This is a genomic window from Neorhizobium sp. JUb45 (assembly GCF_004343585.1).
Taxonomy (GTDB): Bacteria; Pseudomonadota; Alphaproteobacteria; order Rhizobiales; family Rhizobiaceae; genus Neorhizobium.
The window spans coordinates 683,327-707,629 of sequence record NZ_SLYW01000003.1 but is presented as its reverse complement, the minus strand read 5'-3'; the positions used below and the strand labels follow the sequence as shown (position 1 = coordinate 707,629).

The window sequence follows — 24,303 nt, the reverse complement described above, 5'->3', positions numbered from 1 at the left end:
AGGTTTTGGCGAGGGTTTGTCAAGCGCGGTTCAGCCGCGAAACGGCAGCCGCACATTCTTCATGGCGATGGCGGCGATCAGACCAAGTGCAGCAATGCCGGACGCGGTCAGGAACATATTGGTGAAGGCACCCGCATAGATCTCGGCAACGGCCGCGCGTGATGCCTCCGGAAGTGCGGCCATCAGTTTCGGTGTCAGCGAATGGATGTCGGAAATACCGGGAATGTTGATCTGCACGCCTCTAAGCCCGGCCGCGATGATGGCGCCGTAGATGGAAATCGCGATCGCCGCACCGCCCATGCGCATCAGTGTGACCGTACCCGTAGCCGTACCGATATCGCCTCTAGGCACCGAATTCTGAACCGCGATGACCGGTGCCTGCTGGCCAAACCCGACGGCAAGGCCCTGAAACAGCATGACCAGTGCAATCACATAGAGTGATGTACCGGGATGAAGCTGCGAGAAGATGCCAAGCGAAATGCAGTTCAGCGACAGTCCGAGCACGAGGAAAGGTTTGTAGCGCCCTGTCAGGGCAATCAGACGCCCGGCCGAGATGGAACCGATGACCAGACCGACCGTGACGGCAACGAAAAACAGGCCAGCCGCCGTCGGCGAAAGACCAGTCGTGGTCTGCAGGAACAGCGCGAAATAATTGACCATGCCGATCGCCACCGAGCCGCTGGTGGCGGAAATGACCAGCGACAGCGTGAAGGTCGAATCCCTGAACAGGCGCAGCGGCACGATCGGTTCTGCCGCCCGTTTTTCCACGGCGATCCAGGCCGCGATGCAGACTGCGCAAACGGCAACGACGATGGCGCTTTCGATGGAAATTATCGACCCGAAAAGCTCGCCGCTATCGGCAAACAGCACGAAACACGAGATGGCGGCAGCCAGAAGAATGGCGCCGGGATAATCGATCTTCGGCTGACGCTCCGGGCGCTTGTAGGGCAGAAGAATGATCAGCCCGGTCAACACGATGATGCCGATCGGCAGGTTGATCAGAAAGATGGAGCGCCAGCCGAACAGGTCGCTCATCGTGCCGCCAAGCAGCGGCCCGACGCTGCCCGATGCCATGATCACGAGGCTGGTGTAGCTCTGATATTTTGCCCTTTCGCGGGGTTCGAACAGATCGGCATTCACCGAAAAGATCGACACCAGAATGCCGCCGCCGCCAAGTCCCTGAAAAACACGGGCGGCAATCAATGACTCCATCGACCACGCAAGGCCGCAGATCAGCGAGCCGACGGTGAAAAGCATGATCGCCGCGATCATTACGTATTTGCGGCCAAAGAGGTCACCGAGCTTGCCGTAAAGCGGCATGACGGCACTGCTGGCAAGCAGGTATGACGACCCGATCCAGCCAAACCGCTCAAGCTGTCCGAACTCACCGACGATGGTGGGCAGCGCGGTCGAGACGATCTGGTTGTCCAGCGTCGCCATGAACATGGAAAACATCAGGAAGAAGAAAAGCAACAGGCGCCGGCGGGGATCGGCGACGAGCGGCTGAAACGCCGGCTGGGACATGTCCATGGAAAAACTTTCGTGTGACTTTCCAAATCATGTGCCATTTGCATATAATGGTCAACAGCATGCTTTTGCATTTCGCATTTACATGTTTTCCCGCACGCACGGGTTTGCTACAAGACCGCCATGACCAAGCCGATACGACCAACCACGTCCTCACCGAAACCACCGGCCGAGCGCCCGGTGCATGATGCCGCGATCCTGGACATTGGCCAGACGCTGACGCGCATGCGCTTTCTGATCGGTCGGCGTATCGTCGGCCGCATCGCAATCGCCAATGTGGCGCCGGGGCTGGAACTGACGGATCTCGATGTGCTCGACGTCAGCCGACGTATTGCGCAAGCCGGAGGCGAGGTCACAGTGGGCGCCATCGCCGATGCGATGCGCATCGACCCTTCGCGCGGCAGCCGGCTGGTGGCGGATCTGGTCTCACGCGGAATCCTGCGCCGTGACGCCTCACAGGAAGACGGCCGCCGCTCGCTGATCGCCCCGACGGAACTCGGTGAAAAGCTGTTGAACGAAATCCGCAGCGTCAAGCATGGCCTGATCGAGCAGATGACCGCTGACTGGAGCGACGAGGACCAGCAGGCCTTTGCGCGGCTGTTTGCACGCTTCGTCGACGGGTTCGAAGAAATCTATCAGTCGACGGACAAGACCGGTGAGCCGGCAGGCTTGCCGCCCGGCCCGGAAAAGATCGTGTCTGGCTGAAGCGCCGCGAACCTATCCAAAGGATTGTGCCCGCTTCAGATCCCCGATCCATCCATCAACAGCGAATGCGACACGCGCAGCCTGTCGCGACCGAGTTCCTTGGCCTCGTACATGGCCCGATCGGCGCTCGCCAGCAGCGCTTCCGGCGTATCGCCGTCCTGCGGGAAGAACGCCGCACCCATGCTGCAGCTCGGCCGGATCGTATGGTCCTCGACGGTCACGGGAGATGAGACAGCCATGCGCAATTCCTGCAAACGGCGAACGATGCCCGGTTCATCCTGAAAGCTGTTGGGGAACACGATGGCGAATTCGTCTCCCCCCAGGCGCACCAGAAGATCACTGGCACGCACGCAAGCCGCCATGCGGCCCGCCAGCACTTTCAGCACTTCATCACCGGCGGCATGACCAAACCGGTCATTGATCTGCTTGAAATTGTCGAGATCGATATAGGCGACGGTGACCTTGGCTTTTGTCCGTTTGGCCTCCAGAAGCACCCGATTGAACTGCGTCCAGAACAAAGCGCGGTTCGGCAAGCCCGTCAGCGCGTCGTGATGCGCCATGTGACGAATACGCTCCTCGCTGCGGGCGCGCTCGATGGCAATGCCGGCAATATCGGTGGCAACCGCCATCAGCTCCAGTTCCACAGCGGTCGGTTCGCGCACGGTACGGGCATAGAGCGCAACAGTGCCGAGCACCTCGCCATCGGGCGCCATGATCGGATTGGACCAGCAGGCGCGAAAACCGAAGACAAGCGCCAGATCGGCAAACGAATGCCAGAGCGGATCATTCTCGATATCACTGACGACGACACGTGACTGGCGCCAGGCGGCAGTTCCACAGGAGCCGGTACGGGGGCCGATTTCTATGCCGTCGATCAGTTTCACATAGGTATCCGGCAGGCTTGGCGCTGCGCCATGGCGCAGCCGGTCCGAACCTTCCTCGATCAGGAGAACGGAGGCGCAGACATCACTCAGTTGCTGCTCGACCAGATGGGTCAGCGCATCCAGCACTTTGGGAAGGGGCTGCCCGCGGGCAATCATTTCCAGAAGCGTGGCATGACAGCGCCGCAACTCCTCCTGCCGTTTCCGCTCGGTGATATCGCGCGACACGCCGATCAGGCCGATCACCTCGCCCGCCGCGTTATGCAGCGGCGTCTTTGTGGTCAGCAGCCAGACGGGATCGCGATCCAGCACTTCGATGAATTCTTCACGCTCGACGACGCCGGTTCCGACCGACATCAGCTGCTGCTCGAGCATGAAGATTTCTTCGGCCTTTTCCAGCCGGATATGATCGAAGATCGTGGTGCCGAGCATGCCACCATTGGCATAACTGCTGCTGGCCGCAGCTGTCGCCGCGTTCACATAAACATAACGGCTGCGACGGTCCTTGATATAGAAATATTCAGGAAAATCATCGAGGATGCTGGCGGCTTCGAGCGCACGCTTCAGAAGTTCTCTTTGATCATCATCCAGTTCACCGGAGGTGGAAATTCGGAGCAGTTGATAGCGGAGTTCATCCAGCCCATCGAGATGGTCCTCCGAGACGACCTCCCGCAACATGGCACTGCTCATCCATGCTTCTCCTTCTACCCATCTTTATCGGGAAGTCCCACCACCAACGTGAAGATGATGGGCGACAAGTCCTTATCCTTAATTAAGAAGATCGGAACATTTCGAAACTTTTGCGGGCTAACGAATTTAATATCGGCCTATGGGTGTATCGAACTGATACGGAAAACGGCAGCCGGAGATCGGGCGGGAAGTTATGAACCCAAATTTAGTAATGTCTCGCAGAAAGGCGCTTGCCGTGACGCTGGCTGCAGCCGGCGGAATGCTGGGTGGGCGAATCGCCATGGCTGCATCACCACCGGTTATCGGCTCCGCAGACCTGCGCGGCGGCCTCAACGCCGGGTCGGAGGGACTGGCGCCCGGCGTTGCTAACGATCAGGGCAGAAAGCTGGCCTCGATCATCGCCAAAGCTGCCGGCAGCAACCAGCCGGTCTTTCTGCCGCCCGGTACTTACAACATCGCCAATATGAACCTGCCGGACGGCACCCGGCTTCATGGCGTCAGCGGCGCCACACGGCTTGTGTATGGTGGCGGCGGTCATCTTTTCCGCGCTGACGGTGCACGCCGCATCGAGATGTCCAACCTCGTGCTTGATGGCGCCGGTCGTGGGCTTGGCGAAAACGCGGCAGCCATCGTCCATATGCGCAACGTCGGCGACGTCATTATCGACAATTGCGAGATCCTGGGTTCGGCGAAGACCGGCATCCAGCTGGAACGGTGTGGGGGCCGGATCGACCGGTGCCGCATTGCCGACGCTGCCGACTACGCCCTGCTTGCCATCGAAAGCAACGGTCTTGCCATCACCAACAATACGGTAACCGATTGCGGAAATGGCGGCATTCTGGTGCATCGCTGGACCAAAGGGCCGGACGGCACGCTTGTGAGCGGCAACCGGATAACCGGCACGCGCGCCACCAACGGCGGCACCGGACAATACGGCAATGCCATCAACATCTACCGCGCCGACAATGTGCAGGTGACCGGCAACCACATTGCCCGTTCCGCCTTTTCTGCGATCCGGTCGAATGCCGGGTCGAACGTCCAGATCGCCGGCAACCAGTGCCTGGCATCCGGGGAGACGGCCATCTATTCCGAATTCGGTTTCGAAGGCGCTATCGTCAACGGCAATGTGGTGGATGGCGCCGCAAACGGCATTTCGATCGTCAATTTCAATGAGGGCGGCCGGTTGGCAACCGTCAGCGGCAATGTCGTGCGCAACCTCTCACTGACCGCGCCTTACGAACAGTCCGATACATTCTTCGGGCTCGGGATCAGCGTGGAGGCGGATACGGCGGTGTCGGGAAACGTCATTGAAAACGCGCCGCGTTTCGGGCTGCTTCTCGGCTGGGGACCATATCTGCGCAATGTCGTCGTTACCGGAAACGTGGTGCGGCAGGCAAAGACCGGATGTGCCGTCTCGGTGGCCGAAGGTGCCGGCAGTGCGGTGATCACCAACAACCTGTTCGCGCAGGTTCCGGGCGGCGGCGTGATCGGTTATCGCTGGCATGATGTCGCCAGCCGCGAACTGGCGCTGGAGGCAGCCGGCTTTCCGCAACTGACCGTGATGGGCAACAGGGTGGTGTAGGCGCCCTCTCACTCCAGGTCGAAATCGATGTTTCGGCCGTGGTGAAATATCCTGACAATTGTGACGCATCCTCCCTCGACAGAAAAGGCGATCGTCGCTTGCTTGCGATATCCAAGCAGCCTGAGACCAGACCGCGCATCTATCGCTACGCCTCGATTTGGAAACAGGTTGAGCGACTGACAATAGTCCAGCAGGCGCTTCACATACCTATCCGTTACACGCACCCCTGCCAGGGGGAGCAGATAGGCCGTTATCTCGGCAATGTCATTATCCGCGGCTTCAGAGAACAACACCTTGTGCGTCATGCGTGTTTGGCGACCAATGCTTCCATACGGGCATTAAGGCGCTCCCGAACTTCATCCACGGTAAACGTCTTTTCAGTTCCCGCCTGCAGACGGTCAAAGGTGGGTAGAACGTCGTCCTCGATCCATTTTTGGATCGCCGGATCCTCGGCGAACAGCTCCCTGAGGCCTTCGGTGACGGCCTCACTCTCCGTCGCATACTCGCCGGAAGAAACCTTCTCGTGCAACTGCTCCGCAATATCCATCGGAAGACTTACAGTAATGGACTGCATCTTGCTCATGGCGCTCTCCTGTCAGGCCCATCATATCGCATCTCGATATCGAAACCATCGCAAGATTTCATGGTTTGCGCACGCCGATTGATCTTCCCCTGGCGGCATTGGCCCCATAGCTTGAGCATCTGCAATCATGGAGGATTCGCATGCTGACGATCTATGGTGTCTATCGCTCGCGCGCCACGCGCCCGCTCTGGCTCCTCACCGAACTCGACCTTCCCTTTCGCCTCGCCCCGGTCATCCAGGCCTATCGCATCAGCGAGCCATTGCAGCCGGAAGCGCCACTCAACACGCTTTCGCCGGATTTTCTGGCCGTCAACCCGATGGGTTCGATCCCTTCAATGGATGACGATGGTTTTGTTCTGCATGAATCGCTTGCCATCAGCATCTATATCGCACGCAAATATGGTGGCGATCTCGGCCCGAAGGACATCGACGAAGAAGCGCTGACGGTGCAATGGTCGCTGTTTGCCGCAACCAGCATCGAAACCCCGGCTCTGGATATTTCCGGCACGATTGCCCGCGGGCAGCAGGAGAGCGAAGAAGGCAGGACGGTGATCGACGTCGCGGCACGTCGCCTGAAACGGCCATTCGACGTGCTCGAAAAGCATCTTTCAAGCAACAGCTTCATGGTCGGCGAGCGCTTTACGGTTGCCGATATCAATGTGGCCGAATGCGTTCGTTATGGTCAGGGCCACGCGCCGCTTCTGGACGATCGCCCGGCGCTGAAGGCATGGCTGGAAAGATGCCAGAGCCGACCGGGCTTCAAGGCCATGTGGGATGCACGCAACAAGGAACCGGCCTAGAGTCTGTCCGGGCTAGATTGCAGCATTCTGTTGGCTGAAAAGAAGCGGCGTCAAAGCGACGCCTCTTCCTCCAGTGCGCGCTTGACCGCCGGCCGCGCACCGATCCGGACGAAATGCTCGGCGACCCGCGGGAATTCGGCGATATCGACATTGTCGCTTTTCAACCAGCCGGACATCACGAACAGATAGGCGTCCGCGACGGTATATTGCTCCCCCATGGCATAGGGGCCGGCGAGAAACTCATCCTCGATCAGGCGGAAACCGTCGCGCATGTTTCCCGGCACCCTTGCCAGCATGTCCGCATGCGAGGAAGCCTGATCGGCCCAACGGGCGCCGCGGCGGCCATGAGCGTGGGCGACATGGACCGTGGATGCCAGATAGGCATTGAAGGCCTGCATGCGGGCAAAGGCGAACGGATCCGCCGGCGCAAGCAAGGCACCGGCTTTCGAGGCAGTGTCTGCAATATAGGCAAGGATGGCGACGTTTTCCGTCAGAACGCCATGCTCGGTTTCCAAGGCCGGCACCCGCCCCTTGGGATTGACCTTCAGGAATGCTTCAGAGCGTTGCTCAGCTTCCGCAAACTTCACCCGTTTCAGCGTATAGGCAAGCCCGGACTCGGCCAGCGCGATATGGCTGGCGCGTGAGCAGGCGCCCGGCGAAAGATGAAGCGTGAACATGAAAACCCTCCTGTTGTCGCGATGGTTTTAGCACCGCCACAACAGGAGCAGAAGCCGTCACATGCGATCAGGCAAACAGCGCGTCGGTCACACGCACATCGCCGACATGGATGCCGTTCCAGTTCTTCATCGGCCGGTTGGCCATGCTCATGAGCTGCTCACGCAGCGGGTCGCTCTTGTCGAGGCAGCGGGCAATCAGCGCAAACACCATGGCTTCAGCGGCGCGTGTGGTGCCGTCCTCGCATTTCGTGGCGATCGCCACACCCTTTTCCGGCAGGGCGGCAACGAACACGCCCTCCGCACCGGTCTTGGCAAAGATGCGACCCGGCGCAAGCGCCATCAGTTTCGTGCAGGCGCGGTTGGTGCCGGCAACGTAAAACGGCTCGGCCATGCAGGCATCGAACAGACGTTTTGATGCCTTGGCGCGCTCGGCACCGAGGCCATTGCCGGTCAGCATTTTTGCAAAACCGTGTGCAAGACCTTTCAGCGGCGCGGCGTAAGTCGGGATCGAGCAGCCATCGGTGCCGCAGTTTTCATGGCCCAGCGCGGCGCCCGTCAGATTTTCCATCACTCCGCGAATTTCCGCCTGCAGCGGATGGTCGTAACCGACATACCCCTTGGGATCGAAACCCATCTGAACGCAGGTGCAGATGAAGCCGGAATGTTTGCCGGAACAATTGTTGTGCAGCGCCGTCGGTGCGCTCAGTGTACGGGCCTGATGGATCAGCGTCTGCTGATCACTCGACCAGTGAGCACCACATTCGAGCACGGAAAGATCATGACCGGCCTTGGCCAGCATGCCGGCCGCCGTTTCCACATGGCCATCCTCGCCGGAATGCGACGAGCAGGCGAGTGCGAGCTCGCGGTTGGTCAGGCCAAAGGCATCGGCCGCACCGCTTTCGATCAGCGGCAGCGCCTGCATGGCCTTGCAGGCCGAACGCGGGAAAACCGCAGAATCGATATCGCCCATGGAGAACACAACCTTGCCATCGCCATCGACAATGGCTGCCAGGCCGCGATGAACACTTTCGACACGATCGCCGCGGGTGACTTCGACGGTAACGGGGTTTTGCATTTCTCTCTCGCTCATTTGCTGCTGTCATCCTCCCGGAGCGGACGAACTGTTGAAATCCGCATACTCCACTAACGGATGGGGAGACTAGGTGAAATATCTGAAGCGAATGTTGCTTTTGATCTTCGTCGTATATCTGTTGCCGACCTTCGCATCGGCCGGTTTCTGGGCGATCAAGGAACGGCCGGGCCGGTGGAGCGAAGCCAATTGGGGCTCCGCCCACATTTTGCCGGAGGCCGGTGAGAGCGAAGAGGCCGCCGTCTATATCTTTTCGGCGGCCACCGGCGGCCTCAAAGGATCCGTCGCAAGCCATGCCTGGATCGTCACCAAGGAAAAGGGAGCAAGCGGCTATATTCGTTATGACAAGGTCGGCTGGGGCAGCCCGATCCGCCGCAACCACCGTCCGCCGGATGCCTACTGGTATTCCAACCCGCCGCAATTGGTGGTGCAGGCGAAGGGGGCGCAAGCCGAACTGCTGATCCCCAAGATTGAAGGGGCGATTGCCGCCTATCCCTATTCGGAACCGGGCGGTTATACGATCTGGCCCGGACCGAACTCCAACACCTTTGTGGCTTACGTGCTGCGCAATGTGCCGGAACTCGGCGCCGTCTTACCACCGCATGCGGTTGGCCGCGACTATCTGCCGGATGGCGATTTCTGGCATCTCGATGCCGATGGCCGCGATCTGCATGTGACACTGCGCGGCCTGCTCGGCTTTTCCGCCGGAATGCGCAGCGGCTTCGAACTGCATTTTCTGGGGCTCGTGGCCGGCATCGACATAAACGATCCGGGCATCAAGGTGCCGGCCATCGGCCGGATCGGTATATAGCCGCATGAGCCATGCACGAAACGCAAAACTCCCGCGGACGAGCGGGCGTTGAACGGTCTTGAAAGTATTTTGGCTTAGAGGCCGTTGGCCGTGCCTGCGAAGCGGCGGATATTGTGACGCTCGATGCCGAGGTCTTCCAGTTCGCGCGGGGACATACGGCCCAGCTCAGTTACGGTCTGACGGAATTTGCGCCAGTTGTTCAGTGTGCGTACGACGTTCATGATGATCCCCTTTCCGTGGGTTTTCGAAGCCTAGCTGCCGGTGATTGGCGCTCTCTTGTCTTCGATGACCCTTATATACGCCCGAAAAAGATGCACTGAAAGCGCGCAATAATCACCTCACCCATGCATATTTGCATGGGTGTGCTTGCGGGAGATCAATGAATGCCGTGAAGTTTGCATAGAGAGGAGAAGAAGCCGATGCGGAAATGCAAAAAGGGCCGCTTGCGCGACCCTTCCATGAGGTTTGGTCCGGTTTAACGAACCCGGGCCGCATCGCTGCGGTCCGAAGGAAGATGTGGTTCAGTTCGAGGGCTGCCCCGTCAAAACCGCCACCTTTCCATTGCCCGTAACACAGACCGAAATCTCATTAGACATTGGACCACCTTCCTTTCACTACGTTGATGATGATTAAAAGGTAGGTGCGAACCGCGTGCACTGCAAGGCAAGTTATGTAACGCGATGCGAATATATGTGCGTTGCAAAATGAGCCGGCTAGGCTTAGCATTCGCGAGCCTGAGGATGATCGTTCCTTCAGGCTCCCCGATTTTCCCTTGCGAAGAACATCAGACCGTCAGCACGATCTTGCCGATATGGCTGCTGGTTTCCATCAGCCGGTGCGCTTCTGCCACCTGATCGAACGGCAGTACGGAATGGATGACTGGGGCGACGGTGCCGGCTTCCAGAAGCGGCCAGACCTGGCTTTTGAGATCATCGCGGATGGCGCGTTTTTCTTCGGCCGTGCGCGGGCGCATGGTCGAGCCGGTCACGGTCAGGCGCTTGACCATGATCGGTGCCAGATTGACCTTTTCGGCGACATTGCCGCCGAGGAAGGCGATGATCGATAGGCAGCCATCCTTGGCCAGAACCGAAAGGTTCTTTTCCAGATAGTCGGCGCCGATCATGTCCAGCACGGCATCGACGCCGGCGCCATCGGTTTCGGCCTTCACCACTTCGGCAAAGTCTTCCGTCTTGTAGTTGATCGCCCGCTTGGCGCCGAGCTTTTCGCAGGCGATGCGTTTTTCTTCCGTGCCGACCGTGGTGTAGACGGTGGCGCCAAAAGCCTTGGCGAGCTGGATCGCCGTCGTGCCGATGCCGCTGGAGCCGCCATGGATGAGGACGCTTTCGCCTTCGGTGAGGCCCGCCATCTGGAAAAGGTTGGCCCAGACGGTGAAGAAGGTTTCGCAGAGCGCTGCGGCCTTGACGGCATCATATTCCTTGGGCCACGGTAGCGCCTGACCGGCAGGCACCGCGCAATACTCAGCATAGGCACCGCCATTGGCGAGCGCGCAGACCTTGTCGCCGACCTTGAATTCGGAAACGCCTTCACCGACGCTCACCACTTCGCCGGCAATTTCCAGGCCGAGAATGGGGCTGGCATCCTTCGGCGGCGGATAGGCGCCCTTGCGTTGCTGCACATCCGGGCGGTTGACGCCTGCGGCCTCGACCTTGACGAGAATTTCACCGGCGCGGGCGACGGGCAGAGGCCCGGTCGCAATGGTCATGACTTCGGGCCCACCAAAGGAGGGCAAGTCGATATAGCGCATCTGGTTCGGCAGCATCGGAGGCTCTCCCATTCATCTCGACCACCGAATTAGAGCAGTCACTGAAATATGGGAAGGTGGCGTTACGTCGCTCCCCCGCGCAGTGTCGAGAGCAGGTCCGGCTCACCGCCACCGAACACGCGGAACACCAGCCCGCCTTCACTTTCCTTGGACGAGGCCTTGATGGCGGCGATTTCGGCGCTGACGCGACCGACATCATCGAGCAGCAGGCCTTCCGGCAGTTCGATGGCACCGATCGAGCAGCGCAGCAGCGGGAAAAACCGCTCCATGCCCGAACGGTCATGGCCCTTGATGCGGCCTTCGGCGCGTTCCTGCGGTGAATAGAACTGCACGACATCATCGTGGAAATCGCTCAGCAGCCGCTCGAGAATCTCGGAGATCTCGTCGATCGTCCAGCCACTGACACCGATGAAAAAATCATCGCCGCCGACATGGCCTAGGAAATCACCTTCGGAGAAGAAATACCGCTTCATCAGCGCCGCAAACAGCGAGATGGCATGGTCGCCGATCTGAAAGCCGTAATGGTCGTTGAACGGCTTGAAGTTGTCGAAGTCGCAATAACAGAAGAAACGCGTCTGCTCGTCGTCGCGGCCGGCGCTCTGCATGAAATCGCGGATGGCGAGATTGCCCGGCAGGCCGGTGAGCGGGTTCTGGTCCTGCGCGCTTTTCAGGCGCTTTTCATTGATGATCTTGATCAGCGAGGCCGCCGACACGATACCGGCATAGCGCATGTTTTCGGTGAGGATGACACAATCGCTGCCATCCATATTGGCAAAGATCGACATCAGCCGCTCGGCATTGGCATCGAGGCCGACAGTCGGGGCGTGATCGACGAAATGCGAGATCGTGCGCTCATAAACCTTGTTCTTCAGCAGATCGCGGCCGAACGGCTGGTAGATGAATTCCTTCAGGTGGTATTCGTGGATGATGCCGCGCGGCTCGCCATTGGCGTTCAGTACCGGAAAGAACGGCTGGCGCGGATTGCGGCGAAACAGTTCAAAAACGCTGTCGATGGATTCGTGCTCGTAAACGGTCGGCAGGCGTTCGATCTGCTTGCGGATCAGGATTTCGTCGAGCGACTGGGTGGTGCGGCGTGTGCGACCAAGATCGGCCAGATGCGCGAAGGACGGCTGCAGCTCGTTGATGAAGGTGGTGGGCTTGGCGACGAACCAGCCCTGAATGAGATCGACGCCGAGTTCGCGGCAGGACAGGAATTCCGCTTCGGTTTCCACGCCTTCGGCGATGACCCGCACGCCCAGCACATGGGCGATGCTGACGATGTTCTTGACCAGATGACGCTTGCGGGAACTCTTGTCGAAACCGGCGATGAAATGGCGGTCGATCTTCAGGTAATCGACCTGATAATCGCTGAGCAGCTTCATTTCGCTATGGCCGACGCCGAAATCGTCGATGGCGATCTTGAAACCGGCCTTGCGCATGGTGGTCATCAGCGTCGCGAATTCCGGCACGCTGGTATTGTCGAACCGTTCCGACAGTTCAAAACAGACGGAAGACGGCGGCACATGCGCATTGCGCAAATGCTGGATGAGCTTTTCGACAAATTCCTCACCATGCTGAATGAGGCGGACATCGAGATTGAGGAACAGCGTGGCGGAGGCAAAATCCGGCAGCGTGGCGAATTTGGCAAGCGCGCGGCTGGCCATCATCTGCTCGAGCGGCAGAAGCTGCCCGGTATCGGCCGCCTGATCGAGCAATTGCAAAGGCGTTTCGAACCCGAGCCGATCGCAACCGCGCATCAGCGATTCATAACCGAAAACGGTACCGGTGCCGACCTCGACAATGGGCTGGAAGGCATTTTCAAGAACGAGTTTGCCGAGCGTGACCAGCTGGTCATTGGCATAACGCCGGAACATATCCGGTTCGAGTGACGTCGCTGCCGACATCGGCATCTCCACTGCATTACCACTAAAATAATCTGGCCGGACGGTCGCAGCAAATGGTCAAGAATGGCTTAGCCTTACATGAAGGTTTTATGAAGCTTTTGTGACAGTAAAAACCGTTTTTATTCAAAGGGTATTCTAGGATTCTCTAAAATGGCTCAGGGACTTGACGGAGGCCAAGCATCTGCGTTCGCGCCACATCCCTGCTCGTGGTTTACGGCATTATGAACCCGGAGAAGTGCACGCACATGCGGAACCTCTTTGTGACATCAGTCCTCACCGCGCCAAACACAACAACAAATGTCGCGTCCGGATATTGATTGATCACTCAATCAAAAATAGACTTTTCGCAAAACGGGAGGCCGGATGCCACGGATCGGGATGGAGCCATTGCGCCGAAAGGCGCTTGTCGATGCCGCGTTGCGCACGATCGGCAGCCATGGCTCGCTGGACGTGACCATGTCGGAAATCGCCCGTGAGGCCGGTGTTTCGGCGGCACTGGCGCATCATTATTTCGGCAGCAAGCAGCAGCTGGTGATCGCCACCATTCAGGCGCTGCTCACACGGCTGCGCGCCGATCTGGTCGCGGCGCTGCGGAGCACGGATACGCCGCGTGCAAGACTGTCGGCCATCATCCGCGTGTCCTTCCATGCCGATCAGTTCGATGCCGAGACGGTGGCGGCGTGGCTGGCCTTTTATGTCGAAGCGCAACGGTCCGACGAGGTACGCCGCCTGCTGGTGATCTATACGCGACGGCTGCGCTCCAATCTCATGCATGCGCTCAAGCATCTGTGCCCGCCGGACGATGCGGCGAAGATTGCCGAAGGCGTGGCGGCGATGATCGATGGCTTGTATATCCGCCAGAGCCTGAACGCCGCACCGCTTCAACATGCGGCACCGATCGGGCTCACCGAAGATTATATCGACATGCAGCTCAAGCCCTTTCTGAAGGACACCGATACGCCGTGAGCCAGACCCGCCCGAACATTCTCATCATCATGGTCGACCAGCTGAATGGGACTTTTTTTCCCGACGGCCCGGCCGACTGGCTGCATGCGCCGCACCTGAAGGCGCTGGCCGCTCGTTCGGCCCGGTTCGTCAACAATTACACCTCGTCACCGCTTTGCGCGCCCGCCCGCGCTTCCTTCATGGCCGGGCAGTTGCCGAGCCGCACGCGGGTTTACGACAACGCCGCCGAATATGTGTCCTCCATCCCGACCTATGCACACCATCTGCGCCGCGCCGGTTATTACACCGCACTTTCGGGAAAAATGCATTTTGTCGGACCGGACCAGATGCATGGTTTCGAGGAACGGCTGACCACCGACATCTACCCGGCCGACTTCGGCTGGACGCCGGACTATCGCAAGCCGGGCGAACGCATCGACTGGTGGTATCATAATATGGGATCGGTGACCGGCGCGGGCGTCGCCGAAATCACCAACCAGATGGAATATGACGACGAGGTCGCCTTCCTCGCCAACCAGAAGATCTACCATCTCTCCCGCGAGCGCGACGATGCCGAGCGCCGGCCCTGGGCACTGACCGTGTCGTTCACGCATCCGCATGACCCTTATGTGGCGCGGAAAAAATTCTGGGATCTTTATAACGACTGCGAACACCTGATGCCGGACGTCGGCATGCTGGAGGAGCAGGATCCGCATTCGGCGCGCATCCTGAAATCCTGCGATTATGCGAGCTTCGCCATTAGCGACGACAACGTCCGCCGCTCGCGACAAGCCTATTTCGCCAATATTTCCTATATCGACGAAAAGGTCGGCGAGTTGATCGACACGCTGACCCGCACGCGCCAGCTGGACGACACGCTGATCCTGTTCTGCTCCGACCATGGCGACATGCTGGGCGAGCGCGGCCTGTGGTTCAAGATGAACTTCTTTGAAGGGTCTGCGCGCGTGCCGCTGATGATTGCGGGACCGGGCGTTGTCCCTGCCCTTCATCTCGCTCCGGTCTCCAATCTCGATGTCACCCCGACGCTCTGCGACCTCGCCGGTATTTCCATGGACGAGATCGCGCCGTGGACGGATGGCGAGAGTTTGCGGCCTGTCATCGATGGCGGCGTCCGCAAAAATCCTGTTCTGATGGAATATGCCGCTGAAGCCTCCTATGCGCCGCTTGTGGGTATCCGCGAGGGCAAGTGGAAATATGTTCACTGCACGCTCGACCCCGACCTTTTGTTCGATCTCGACAGCGACCCGCAGGAACTGACCAACCTCGCGGGAAACCCGGACTTTGCCGAGGTGGTGGCAAAATTCCGCAAAAAACGCGAGGAGCGCTGGGACATGGGCGCCTTCGACGCCGCCGTGCGCGAAAGCCAGGCGCGCCGCTGGGTGGTTTATGAGGCGCTGCGCAACGGCGCCTATTACCCCTGGGACCACCAGCCTCTGCAAAAGGCATCCGAGCGCTATATGCGCAACCACATGAATCTCGACAATCTCGAGGATTCCAAGCGTTACCCGCGAGGAGAATGATTTTATGCGCGCACAACCCATTGCCAGCCACTTTATCGATGGCGACTATGTGGAAGACACCGAAGGCACCGCCTTCGAAAGCCTGTACCCGGCCACCGGAGAGGTGATTGCCCGGCTGCATGCGGCAACGCCCGCGATCGTTGAACAGGCGATTGCCGCCGCCAAACGGGCGCAGCCGGAATGGGCGGCTTTGAGCCCGACCGCACGCGGCCGTATCCTGCGCCGGGCCGCCGACCTGATCCGCGAACGCAACCGTGAGCTTTCGCAACTGGAAACGCTCGATACCGGCAAACCCATTCAGGAAACCATCGTCGCCGACCCGACATCGGGCGCCGACAGTTTTGAATTTTTCGGCGGCGTGATCGCGGCCGGGCTGAATGGCGATTACATTCCGCTGGGTGGCGATTTTGCTTATACCAAGCGTGTGCCGCTCGGTGTCTGCGTCGGCATCGGCGCCTGGAACTATCCGCAGCAGATCGCCTGCTGGAAGGCGGCACCGGCGCTCGCCGCCGGCAATGCCATGGTGTTCAAGCCATCGGAAAACACGCCGCTCGGTGCCTTGAAGATCGCAGAAATCCTGATTGAAGCAGGGCTGCCAAAGGGTCTGTTCAATGTCATCCAGGGGGACCGCTCGACCGGGCCTTTGCTGGTGCAGCATCCCGACGTTGCAAAAGTGTCGCTGACCGGCTCAGTGCCGACCGGCCGCAAGGTGGCGGCAGCGGCTGCCGGAAACCTGAAACATGTGACGATGGAGCTAGGCGGAAAATCGCCGCTGATCGTGTTCGACGATGCCGATCTCGACTCAGCCGTCGGCGGCGCCATGCTCGGCAATTTCTATTCGACCGGACAGGTCTGCTCCAACGGCACGCGTGTGTTCGTACAGAAGGCGATCAAGCAGGAGTTTCTGGCAAAACTGAAGGTGCGCACGGAAAACATCGTCATCGGCGAACCGCTGGACGAGGCGACCCAGATGGGGCCGATGGTCTCCTTCGAGCAGCGCCAGAAAGTGCTCTCCTATATCGACAAGGGCAAAGCGGAAGGTGCGACGCTCATCACCGGCGGCGGATTACCGAACCATGTCACCGGCGAAGGGTATTACATCCAGCCGACCGTGTTTGCCGATGTGACCGACGAGATGACAATCGCCCGCGAGGAGATTTTTGGGCCGGTCATGTGCGTGCTGGATTTCGACGACGAAGCCGAGGTGATTTCTCGCGCCAACACGACAGAATTTGGCCTGGCAGCGGGCGTGTTCACCGCCGATCTGACGCGCGGGCATCGGGTGGTGGATCAGCTGGATGCCGGCACCCTGTGGATCAACACCTACAATCTCTGCCCGGTGGAAATTCCCTTCGGCGGCTCGAAGCAGTCCGGTTTCGGGCGCGAAAACTCGCTGGCCGCGCTGGAGCATTATTCCGAACTGAAGACGGTTTATGTAGGCATGGGCAAGGTGGACGCGCCGTATTGAGAGCGAAACAGCGCTAGTCGAAGTGAGCGTCGCGTGCGCGCTTCACCTGCCTCCAGCGCTCGAAGATCAATAGAGCGCAAACGCCGAAAACAGAAATGCAAAGTATCATGTTTAGCCCGGAGCGTAAGTGTACGAGAAGTCCAAAAAACGCTCCAACAGCAACCACACCTTTGCGAGCTTGTCTTGTCATATATCGAGAGCGAGGTTGGTGGCGTTCACGGCGGTCTCGGTAAATGTTGGAGATACCTTCGCTGAACCGTTCACGAGCACGTTCTTGAGCCAGCCTTTCACTCTCGCGACGAGCAAGTTTGGCGAGAATATTTTTGGTGAAATTCCTGGCACCCATCGATACGCCTCGTCCAGTCTCTGCCGCCATGAAATCATAGAACATCAAAACCTAACAAGAGCCGCATTCAGTTCCAAATCACCCAAACGCCTATTCGATTACCCTAGGGGATATTCATGCAGCAGGCAGATTTCGTCATCATCGGTTCCGGTTCGGCGGGGTCCGCCATGGCTTACCGCCTGTCGGAGGACGGCAAAAATTCGGTGATCGTCATTGAGGCCGGCGGTTCCGATATCGGGCCGTTCATCCAGATGCCCGGCGCTCTCGCCTGGCCGATGAGCATGAAACGTTACAACTGGGGTTATCTTTCCGAGCCCGAGCCGCACCTCGACAACCGCAGGATTACTGCACCGCGTGGAAAGGTTCTCGGTGGCTCGTCCTCGATCAATGGCCTCGTCTACGTGCGCGGCCATGCGGAGGATTACGATCGCTGGGAGGAGCTGGGCGCGTCCGGCTGGGCTTATGCGGATGTGCTGCCCTATTTCAAGCGCATGGAGCACAGCCATGGCGGCGAGGCCGGATGGCGCGGCACCGATGGGCCTTTGCATGTGCGGCGCGGGCCGGTGACCAATCCGCTGTTCCATGCCTTCATCAAGGCGGGGGCGCAGGCCGGGTTCGAGACGACCGACGACTATAACGGCTCGAAACAGGAAGGTTTTGGGCTGATGGAGCAGACCATTCACAATGGTAGCCGCTGGTCTGCCGCCAATGCCTATCTACGGCCGGCGATGAAGCGGAAAAACGTTGAGCTCGTCACCGGTTTCGCCAACCGGGTGGTGATCGAGAACGGACGCGCCATCGGCGTCGAAATTTCCCGTCGCGGCGTGACGGAGGTGATCAGGGCCAACCGCGAGGTGATCGTAGCCGCATCGTCTTTCAACTCACCAAAGCTGCTGATGCTGTCGGGCATCGGGCCGGCGCAGCACCTGAAAGACATGGGTATCGAGGTGAAAGCGGACCGGCCGGGGGTCGGCGCCAATCTGCAGGACCATATGGAATTTTATTTCCAGCAGGTCTCGACCAAGCCGGTTTCTCTTTATTCGTGGCTGCCGTGGTTCTGGCAGGGCGTGGCCGGCGCACAATGGCTGATGACAAAGGGCGGGCTTGGCGCCTCCAACCAGTTCGAGGCCTGCGCCTTTCTGCGTTCGGAAGCCGGTTTGAAGCAGCCGGATATCCAGTTCCATTTCCTGCCCGTCGCCATTTCCTATGACGGCAAGGCGGCGGCCAAGAGCCATGGTTTCCAGGTCCATGTCGGCTACAATCTGTCGAAATCGCGCGGCAACGTGACGCTGCGCTCGTCCGATCCAAAAGATGATCCGGTCATCCGCTTCAACTATATGAGCCATCCAGAAGACTGGGAAAAGTTTCGCCATTGCGTGCGTCTCACCCGCGATATCTTTGCCCAGAAAGCGTTCGACGATTATCGCGGCCCGGAAATCCAGCCGGGCGAGGCCGTGCAATCGGATGAAGAAATCGACGCCTTTCTGCGGCACCATCTGGAAAGCGCCTACCACCCCTGCGGCACCTGCCGCATGGGCCGTGCCGACGACCCGATGGCGGTGGTCGATCCGCAATGCCGGGTGATTGGCGTCGAGGGGTTGCGAGTGGCCGACAGTTCGATCTTTCCGCATGTGACCTACGGCAATCTCAACGGCCCATCGATCATGACGGGCGAGAAGGCAGCGGATCATATTTTGGGAAGAACGCCCCTGCCCCGCAGCAATCAGGAGCCTTGGGTCAACCCGCGTGCGGGTGTGAGCGATCGGTAGCTGGGCTCAGCGTCAGTGATAGTCGTCTTCGCGCTGGTGGCGGATGGCGGCGACGGAAATGACATCCTTGCCGTCAATACGAAAAAGAACGACGTAACCCGAAGAGCCGAAAGGGATTACCAGTTCACGGAGCATTGGCTCGTCAGCCGACACTGCTCTGGCAATCAAAGGAAAATCCTCGAGAATTGTTAGGGCTTTATCGATCGCGATGATTGCGCGCTCGGCAAGGTCAGGATCGTGCTCGATCAAGAATTCGGTTATGCGATCCAAATCCTCGTAAAAATCCGCCGTATATTTAAGCCGAAACGTCATTTGGACTGCGCGGCCTTGCGCTTCCTGGCTCTTTCGAGCTTTTCGCGCAGCATCGCATGCACGTCTTCCGAACTGTAATAGACGCCTGTCCGCTCCGCTTCAGCCAGTGAAGCCAGCCCGCGCGCAATGAACTCCGCCTGCGTTTTGCGGATGTAAACCTGCTGCTTTACCGAAGCCTCGACGAAAGCAGACAGCGTCTCGCCCTCTTTCAACACACTTTCAGCAGCAGCGCGCAATTCAGGATCCACGCGCAGCGATGGAATGGTGGCGGTTTTCATCGGCATCACCTCATGCGTTGCAATTGCGATGCATGATTGCACCGGGCAGCCCTGTCGTCAACGGTCGAGGTCCAATCGCCTTACGCGCTATGCCTGACTGCGCTAGGGTCTACGGCGGGAGAGCATTAGAGATTCGAACAGGCAGCAACCCATGCTTCTGAGCTGGCAATTCTGGGCGGTGGTGTCCGCGTGGCACCGATCGACAAGATGAGCGTCGTGCTGGTCGCCGTGTTCGGCGTCACCTTTCTGGGCGAAAAGCTGTCTCTGCCGAACTGGCTCGGCGTCTGCTTCATTGCAGCCGGTGCGGTGCTTGTTGCCTATCGCGGCTGATTGGTTTTATCGGCGGAAAACACCCTTGAGACCGCCGCCGATCAGCATTGTGACATCGTAAAGCGATGCCATCGGCATGCCGCGACGACCGGCGACCACCAGATAACGCGGCTGCCAGACCGGATCGAATTTCGACTTGAAAGCCTGCACGCCACGGAAATTGTAGAACCGCTCGCCGAACTGGAAAACCTGCCGACCAAAATGGTTCCAGAGCGGCGCGTAGCGATGGTCGACAAGACCGGCCAGCGGCGCCATGCCGAGGTTGAGCGTGCGAAAACCGCGCGCTTTCATATGCTCCATGATGCGCACGAACAGAAGATCCATCATGCCGCGATGGGTATCTGGAATATGGCGCATGAGATCGATGAAGGCATCGCCATGCTGGCCGGCTTCGAGAATGCTGGCGAAAGCGACGATGCGCCCCTCGATGCGGATGACGGCAACCGGGCCGGCCTTCACATAGGCGGGATCGAACGTGCCCAGTGAAAAGCCTTTTTCGGAAGCATTGTGGGCCGCAAGCCATGTGCGCGAGACGGATAAAAGTTCGTCGATGACATCCGGCACCTGCTCGACCGGCAACATCGAAAATTCCAGACCATCGCGTTCGGCACGGTTGATCGAGCGGCGAAGTTTTAGCCAGGCGCCACCCTTCAGATCAAAACGCGTGAGATCCACCACCGCCTGTTCGCCAAGCTTGTAGGGGCGCAGGCCGCTATCGAAGGCATGCGGCAGAAACTCGGTGGAGACCTGATAGAAGACCGGACGGCACCGTTGCCTGCGGGCGGCTGCGATGAATTTTTGCAGCAGGTCGGGCCAGAGCTCGCTGGGTCCGACCGGATCGAATAGGGCGACAAGCGAACGGCCCTGGCGGGCATACATGATGAAGGCGTTGCCGCAATCGGAAAACAGCACGTTCTTGTCACCCAGCCGCACGAGGCCGGCGCTGGCATTGGGCTGGCTGTCGAGAAGCGCGATGGCGCGATCGATTTCCTCGCGCGAGGGCGTGATATCGTCAGTTTTTGCGGTTTTCAGGCGCCGGCCGGTCCAGCCGCTGGCAAAAGAAAGCGTTGCGAGATGCATCTGATCCGTTTCACCTAAAAGCCATGACATCAAAAATTGCCAGCCGCGCGTAAACAGGTTGCCATCGACCAGCAGAACTGTCGCCAACAGCGCCGTCGCAGCGACGAGCAGAAAGAAGACAGGCAGGCTGGGATCCTGCAGTCGCTGCGGTTTTCCCGCGGATTGTGTCGCGATCGCATGCGTATCACGCACCGCAGACACAACAGCGGAATTAGGGGCACTCTGCGCCATCTGGAACCTGTTAGAAAGACAATCCAGGCTTTCTTTAGCGAAGTTTCATTTACCGAAGCTTACGCGTTCAGGTGGAAGAGAGGCGGGAGACAGATTTTTCGGCCTGCCCGACCCGCCTCCATTTCAATTCATTTCGAAAAGATCTTCCATCGCGTCGGGCGGAAACGTGCTTCCGAACCGAGTTCGATCGGCGCATGCAACGGCACCTCGATTTCCACGTGAAAGGGCGCATGGCCATTATTGGCGATGTCGATCTCGGCGATACGCGTTCCGGCAAGCCGGCGAGAGGCGGTCACCTTGCCCGACAGCGCATGCGCTTCATCGGTCAGCGTCACATCTTCCGGGCGGAAGAACAGGTCACCGGCGGTATCGGCGCTTTCCGAAAGACCAACCGGCTCACCCTGGAACAGCACCGTGCCATCCTTCACTTCGACCGGCAGATGTGAGGATTCGCCAATGAACGAAAACACGAAGGGCGATTGCGGCCGGTCATAGACATCATCGGCCGAGCCGACCTGCTCGATCTTGCCCTGGCTCATGACCACGACGCGATCCGCGAGTTCCAGCGCCTCTTCCTGATCGTGGGTGACGAAGACGGTTGTGTGGCCGGTGCGATCATGGAATTCGCGCAGCCAGCGGCGCAACTCCTTGCGGACCTTCGCATCAAGCGCGCCAAAAGGTTCGTCGAGCAAAAGGATACGTGGTTCGATGGCCATGGCGCGGGCAAGCGCGACGCGCTGGCGCTGGCCGCCGGAGAGCTGGTTCGGATAGCGGTTTTCCAAGCCGGACAGCTGCACCATGTCCAGCAGGTCGGAGACCTTTTTGCGGATTTCGGCCTTGGGGGGGCGCGTGGCCGAAGGGCGCACTTTCAGACCGAAACCGATGTTTTCGGCCACCGTCATGTGGCGGAACAGCGCGTAATGCTGGAACACGAAACCGACATTGCGCTCCTGCACGCTGCTATGCGAGGCATCCTCTTCCCCGAAGAAGATTTGGCCGTCGGTCGGGAAATCCAGGCCGGCGATCAGGCGCAGAAGCGTGGTCTTGCCGGAGCCGGATGGACCGAGCAGGGCGATCAGTTCGCCGGACGCGATATCGAGCGACACCTCGTTCAGCGCGGCAAAACGGTCGAATTCCTTGCGGATATTGTTGATGCGAACTTCCATGCGATCGGCCTTTTAATGTCTGCCGCCGGCGGCGCCGGCACCGAACCGAAGTTCGAGAAAGGTTTTCAATGCGAGGGTGACGAGCGCCAGAAGCGCGAGCAGCGATGCCACCGCGAAAGCCGCGACCATGTTGTACTCATTATAGAGGATTTCGACATGCAGCGGCATGGTGTTGGTGAGGCCGCGGATACGGCCAGAGACGACCGACACCGCCCCGAACTCGCCCATGGCGCGGGCATTACACAGCAGCACGCCGTAGAGCAGGCCCCATTTGATATTGGGCAGCGTCACGTACCAGAAGGTCTGCCAGCCGGAGGCGCCAAGCGACAGCGCCGCTTCCTCGTCGCCGGTGCCCTGGTCCTGCATGAGCGGGATGAGTTCGCGCGCCACGAAGGGAAAAGTGACGAAGACGGTGGCGAGCACGATGCCGGGCACGGCAAACAGGATCTCGATACCATAACTTTTCAGCCACGGCCCCAGCAGGCTAGCACTTCCGAACAGCAGAACATAGACGAGGCCGGAAATGACCGGGGAGATGGAGAAAGGCAGGTCGATCAGGGTGATCAGAAAAGCCTTGCCCTTGAATTCGAACTTGGCGATTGCCCACGCTGCCGCCACGCCGAAAACGACGTTGAGCGGTACCGCGATGGCAGCGACCGTCAGCGTCAGCCGAATGGCCGCCCAGGCATCGGGCTCGATCAGGGCTTCCTCGTAAGCGCCCCAACCATCGCGGAACGCCTCGACGAAAACCGAGACCAGCGGTAGGAAGAGAAAGAAGGCGAGGAAAACCAAGGTCAGCGCAACGAGCAGGACTTTGGTGACGAGGCTTTCATCGGCGGGATTGCGGAAGGACGCGCGGCGGTTATCACGCATTGCCATACCTCCCACGGCTCCAGGCCTGGATAAGATTGATCACCAGAAGCATGGCAAAAGAGATCAGCAGCATGATCGTGGCGATGGCTGTTGCGCCCGCATAGTTGAACTCTTCCAGCCGGATGACGATCAGAAGCGGCGCGATTTCCGAAACGTAAGGAATATTTCCGGCGATGAAGATGACCGAGCCGTATTCACCGACGCCGCGTGCGAAGGCGAGCGCGAAGCCTGTCAGGATCGCAGGCGTCAGGCCCGGCAGCAGGACCTGAAAAATGGTCTGGAAACGATTGGCGCCGAGCGTTGCGGCGGCCTCTTCCACCTCACGGTCGATCTCTTCCATGATCGGCTGCACCGTGCGCACCACGAAGGGCAGGCCGATGAAGATCAACGCGATGACGATGCCATAAGGCGTGTAGGCAATGCGGAACGGCATGAACAACGAACCGACCCAGCCATTCGGCGCATAAAGAGAGGCGAAGGCGATGCCGGCTACAGCCGTCGGCAGCGCAAACGGCAGGTCGACCATGGCATCGATCAGCCGGCGGCCGGGAAAACGGTAACGGGTGAGCACCCAGGCCAGCAGCGTGCCGAACACGACATTGATCAGGGCCGCCGCAAAAGCAGTGCCGAACGAGACGTAAAGGGCGCGGATGGTGCGCTCATCCATGAGGATGGCGAGGAAGCCGGACCAGCCGAGTTCGGCCGTGCGCCAGAGCAGGCCGGCGATAGGAATGAGAATGATCAGCGACAGGTAGGCGAGCGAAAAGCCGAGTGTCAGACCGAACCCCGGTATGATGCTCGGCTGCTTTACTCTCCAGCCCGCCTTCGAAGCGGTGGCGGATGCGGTCATGCTTGCTTCCGGGTTCGAGATACAGGCCCAACATGGCAACGGTGCGGATAAAACTACCGCACCGTGCCGTCAGTGTCACTT

23 protein-coding genes and 1 pseudogene are annotated in these 24,303 nt (G+C 59.4%); 9 read left to right on the top strand and 15 right to left on the bottom strand.

Going from position 1 to position 24,303, the window contains the following annotated elements:
• Positions 1–30: 30 nt before the first annotated feature.
• Complete coding sequence (locus tag EDF70_RS15815; protein ID WP_165932043.1) at positions 31–1,530, bottom strand: MDR family MFS transporter; 1,500 nt, start codon at positions 1,528–1,530, stop codon at positions 31–33.
• Positions 1,531–1,650: 120 nt separating this feature from the next.
• On the opposite strand from EDF70_RS15815, the gene EDF70_RS15810 reads away from it, so the two are divergent.
• Positions 1,651–2,232 carry a MarR family transcriptional regulator gene (locus EDF70_RS15810; RefSeq protein WP_132275270.1) on the top strand — a complete coding sequence of 194 codons (582 nt, stop codon included), beginning with the start codon at positions 1,651–1,653 and terminating at the stop codon, positions 2,230–2,232.
• A gap of 35 nt (positions 2,233–2,267) precedes the next feature.
• Here the strand turns inward: EDF70_RS15810 and EDF70_RS15805 are convergent, their stop codons facing one another.
• Complete coding sequence (locus EDF70_RS15805) at positions 2,268–3,803, bottom strand: diguanylate cyclase (RefSeq protein WP_132275267.1); 1,536 nt, start codon at positions 3,801–3,803, stop codon at positions 2,268–2,270.
• 211 nt (positions 3,804–4,014) lie between these two features.
• On the opposite strand from EDF70_RS15805, the gene EDF70_RS15800 reads away from it, so the two are divergent.
• Positions 4,015–5,385 (top strand): TIGR03808 family TAT-translocated repetitive protein, encoded by a 1,371-nt coding sequence (locus EDF70_RS15800; protein ID WP_132275264.1) that lies wholly within the window; start codon positions 4,015–4,017, stop codon positions 5,383–5,385.
• A gap of 8 nt (positions 5,386–5,393) precedes the next feature.
• On the opposite strand, the gene EDF70_RS15795 is transcribed toward EDF70_RS15800, so the two are convergent.
• Complete coding sequence (locus tag EDF70_RS15795; RefSeq protein ID WP_132275261.1) at positions 5,394–5,690, bottom strand: type II toxin-antitoxin system RelE/ParE family toxin; 297 nt, start codon at positions 5,688–5,690, stop codon at positions 5,394–5,396.
• The gene (locus EDF70_RS15790; RefSeq protein WP_132275258.1) at positions 5,687–5,968 is read right to left on the bottom strand and encodes a type II toxin-antitoxin system ParD family antitoxin; all 282 of its coding nucleotides are present in this window, start codon (positions 5,966–5,968) and stop codon (positions 5,687–5,689) included. The genes EDF70_RS15795 and EDF70_RS15790 overlap by 4 nt, the downstream gene beginning before the upstream one ends.
• 140 nt (positions 5,969–6,108) lie before the next feature.
• On the opposite strand from EDF70_RS15790, the gene EDF70_RS15785 reads away from it, so the two are divergent.
• Positions 6,109–6,768: a glutathione S-transferase family protein gene (locus tag EDF70_RS15785; RefSeq protein WP_132275255.1), complete on the top strand. Its 660-nt coding sequence runs from the start codon at positions 6,109–6,111 to the stop codon at positions 6,766–6,768.
• Between the two features lie 50 nt (positions 6,769–6,818).
• Here EDF70_RS15785 and EDF70_RS15780 read toward each other — a convergent pair whose 3' ends face one another.
• Positions 6,819–7,445, bottom strand: coding sequence for a glutathione S-transferase N-terminal domain-containing protein (locus tag EDF70_RS15780; RefSeq protein WP_132275252.1), 627 nt, complete (start codon positions 7,443–7,445; stop codon positions 6,819–6,821).
• A gap of 67 nt (positions 7,446–7,512) precedes the next feature.
• Positions 7,513–8,520 carry an asparaginase gene (locus EDF70_RS15775; RefSeq protein WP_132275897.1) on the bottom strand — a complete coding sequence of 336 codons (1,008 nt, stop codon included), beginning with the start codon at positions 8,518–8,520 and terminating at the stop codon, positions 7,513–7,515.
• Positions 8,521–8,608: 88 nt separating this feature from the next.
• Here EDF70_RS15775 and EDF70_RS15770 point away from each other — a divergent pair, with 88 nt between their 5' ends.
• The gene (locus tag EDF70_RS15770; protein ID WP_132275249.1) at positions 8,609–9,346 is read left to right on the top strand and encodes a DUF3750 domain-containing protein; all 738 of its coding nucleotides are present in this window, start codon (positions 8,609–8,611) and stop codon (positions 9,344–9,346) included.
• 74 nt (positions 9,347–9,420) lie between these two features.
• Here the strand turns inward: EDF70_RS15770 and EDF70_RS15765 are convergent, their stop codons facing one another.
• The 3 genes from EDF70_RS15765 to EDF70_RS15755 form a co-directional block, all read right to left on the bottom strand.
• Entirely contained in the window at positions 9,421–9,567 is a 147-nt protein-coding gene (locus EDF70_RS15765) for a DUF1127 domain-containing protein (protein WP_132275246.1), read from the bottom strand.
• 563 nt (positions 9,568–10,130) lie between these two features.
• A complete protein-coding gene (locus EDF70_RS15760) occupies positions 10,131–11,126 on the bottom strand; it encodes an NAD(P)H-quinone oxidoreductase (RefSeq protein ID WP_245519190.1) in 996 nt (331 codons plus the stop codon).
• Positions 11,127–11,191: 65 nt separating this feature from the next.
• Positions 11,192–13,033, bottom strand: coding sequence for a GGDEF domain-containing protein (locus tag EDF70_RS15755; RefSeq protein ID WP_132275240.1), 1,842 nt, complete (start codon positions 13,031–13,033; stop codon positions 11,192–11,194).
• Between the two features lie 363 nt (positions 13,034–13,396).
• On the opposite strand from EDF70_RS15755, the gene betI reads away from it, so the two are divergent.
• The 4 genes from betI (at position 13,397) to betA (ending at position 19,102) form a co-directional block, all read left to right on the top strand.
• Positions 13,397–13,999 (top strand): transcriptional regulator BetI, encoded by a 603-nt coding sequence (betI, locus tag EDF70_RS15750; RefSeq protein WP_132275238.1) that lies wholly within the window; start codon positions 13,397–13,399, stop codon positions 13,997–13,999.
• Positions 13,996–15,519, top strand: a complete 1,524-nt coding sequence (betC, locus tag EDF70_RS15745; protein WP_132275235.1) for a choline-sulfatase — start codon at positions 13,996–13,998, stop codon at positions 15,517–15,519. Before betI ends, betC begins: the two co-directional genes overlap by 4 nt.
• Before the next feature lie 4 nt (positions 15,520–15,523).
• Positions 15,524–16,987, top strand: coding sequence for a betaine-aldehyde dehydrogenase (gene betB / locus EDF70_RS15740; RefSeq protein WP_132275233.1), 1,464 nt, complete (start codon positions 15,524–15,526; stop codon positions 16,985–16,987).
• Between the two features lie 462 nt (positions 16,988–17,449).
• Positions 17,450–19,102 (top strand): choline dehydrogenase, encoded by a 1,653-nt coding sequence (gene betA, locus EDF70_RS15735; protein WP_132275230.1) that lies wholly within the window; start codon positions 17,450–17,452, stop codon positions 19,100–19,102.
• Between the two features lie 12 nt (positions 19,103–19,114).
• Here betA and EDF70_RS15730 read toward each other — a convergent pair whose 3' ends face one another.
• Entirely contained in the window at positions 19,115–19,414 is a 300-nt protein-coding gene (locus tag EDF70_RS15730; RefSeq protein WP_132275228.1) for a type II toxin-antitoxin system RelE/ParE family toxin, read from the bottom strand.
• Positions 19,411–19,692 carry a YlcI/YnfO family protein gene (locus tag EDF70_RS15725; RefSeq protein ID WP_132275225.1) on the bottom strand — a complete coding sequence of 94 codons (282 nt, stop codon included), beginning with the start codon at positions 19,690–19,692 and terminating at the stop codon, positions 19,411–19,413. The genes EDF70_RS15730 and EDF70_RS15725 overlap by 4 nt, the downstream gene beginning before the upstream one ends.
• Before the next feature lie 186 nt (positions 19,693–19,878).
• Between EDF70_RS15725 and EDF70_RS15720 the strand changes: the two are divergent.
• Positions 19,879–20,022: pseudogene (locus EDF70_RS15720) on the top strand (EamA family transporter); the annotation flags it as partial.
• A gap of 6 nt (positions 20,023–20,028) precedes the next feature.
• On the opposite strand, the gene EDF70_RS15715 reads toward EDF70_RS15720, so the two are convergent.
• From EDF70_RS15715 to cysT, 4 genes are all read right to left on the bottom strand, one after another.
• Positions 20,029–21,333: a GNAT family N-acetyltransferase gene (locus EDF70_RS15715; RefSeq protein ID WP_132275223.1), complete on the bottom strand. Its 1,305-nt coding sequence runs from the start codon at positions 21,331–21,333 to the stop codon at positions 20,029–20,031.
• A 128-nt stretch (positions 21,334–21,461) separates the two neighbouring features.
• Complete coding sequence (locus EDF70_RS15710; RefSeq protein WP_132275220.1) at positions 21,462–22,499, bottom strand: sulfate/molybdate ABC transporter ATP-binding protein; 1,038 nt, start codon at positions 22,497–22,499, stop codon at positions 21,462–21,464.
• A 12-nt stretch (positions 22,500–22,511) separates the two neighbouring features.
• Positions 22,512–23,372, bottom strand: a complete 861-nt coding sequence (gene cysW / locus EDF70_RS15705) for a sulfate ABC transporter permease subunit CysW (protein ID WP_165932042.1) — start codon at positions 23,370–23,372, stop codon at positions 22,512–22,514.
• Positions 23,365–24,222: a sulfate ABC transporter permease subunit CysT gene (gene cysT / locus EDF70_RS15700; RefSeq protein WP_132275215.1), complete on the bottom strand. Its 858-nt coding sequence runs from the start codon at positions 24,220–24,222 to the stop codon at positions 23,365–23,367. Before cysT ends, cysW begins: the two co-directional genes overlap by 8 nt.
• Positions 24,223–24,303: the final 81 nt, after the last annotated feature.